A 1,113-nucleotide genomic window follows, 5' to 3' on the forward strand; every position below is an offset into this window, starting at 1 on the left:
ACGCCGACGGAAGATCATCCACGGCATGATCAGCGAATACTCGCAGGCAGCGTAGCCAGAACCGGGTTTTCGAACGGCACAGGTTTACGCCGCGTCGGCCTGGCTTTCGGTGGTGCGGATGGTCACGATGCGGCGAAGCACATCGAGGGCGTGTTCGGCTTCATCCTGGCTGACGGGTGCTGTACGGGCGGTGATGTATCTGGTCAGGGCATCGCGGATGATGTCGGATCGGCGGGTTGCGGCCTGGTCGGCGAGGCGGTCGAGCTGTCCCACAAGTGCGACGGGTAGCCGGATGCTGACCAGCATCATGGGTGTCTCGGGTGCGCCTGCGGACGCGGCCGCTTCGGTCATGGACCTGATGACCGGTGCCAGACTTTCGGTGTTCTGGAACCATGCGACGACCTCGTCTTTGGTCATCTGGTCGAAGTCCGGCTCGGTCACAGGACTCGCCTCCTCCACTCGTCGAGGTCCGTGCCCTGGAGGGCGCGGGCCCCTATGATCTTGTATGTCTGGGTAGCGCCGATGCGGTCGCACAGCACGGCGATGACTCGGCCGCTGTCGGCCATGCCCATGACGATGAGCAGTAGGTCCCCGAGGGGGCGTTCGTGGCGTAGGCCCGGCGGGGCGTATAGCGCCTGGGTTGTCTCGTCCACGCCGAGGCCGTTGCGGCGGGCGTTGGCCAGGCCCTCGTCGGTCCACACGTACTCGCGCTCCGGCACCTCATGACCGTAACACATTGTAATACGCTGGACCTGGCGTACGCGGAATGAGCCCGTACTGTTCAAGTGCCCGGTCGTAGGCGCTGACGTGGATTTGTCCGCCCTGGGTGTACCGTGTCCATATTTAGGGATGCGCGCTCCTGCTTGGGGATGGCGTTTTCGTCGGTGCTCGGGGTTCGACCACCGTTACGCCACGTCCTGGCGTTTGCAACGGGACTGATGCCTGCTGGCGCGGTCGTGTAAGCCGTCGTTGGTGTGGTTCGGGGGAGCAGATTGGGAGCGGTAGGACGCTCCCAGCGGCGCTGAACCGCGCTCAACCGGCGGGACCTGCGAGTACCGGCTCCGCGCCGACCTGCCGCCCTTGCGTCGTCGCTGGTCGGGGCCCTGCTGGGTG

Annotated in this window: 2 protein-coding genes; both read right to left on the bottom strand. The window is 65.4% G+C overall.

All coding sequences use genetic code 11. The features are described 5' to 3' along the window. Nucleotides 1-84: 84 nt before the first annotated feature. The gene (locus AAH979_RS43030) at nucleotides 85-441 is read right to left on the bottom strand and encodes a ribbon-helix-helix protein, CopG family (RefSeq protein WP_346263878.1); all 357 of its coding nucleotides are present in this window, start codon (nucleotides 439-441) and stop codon (nucleotides 85-87) included. Further along, nucleotides 438-719 (bottom strand): hypothetical protein, encoded by a 282-nt coding sequence (locus AAH979_RS43035; RefSeq protein WP_346263879.1) that lies wholly within the window; start codon nucleotides 717-719, stop codon nucleotides 438-440. The genes AAH979_RS43030 and AAH979_RS43035 overlap by 4 nt, the downstream gene beginning before the upstream one ends. Between the last annotated feature and the right edge of the window lie 394 nt (nucleotides 720-1,113).

Source organism: Plantactinospora sp. ZYX-F-223, assembly GCF_039649625.1.
GTDB lineage: Bacteria > Actinomycetota > Actinomycetes > Mycobacteriales > Micromonosporaceae > Plantactinospora.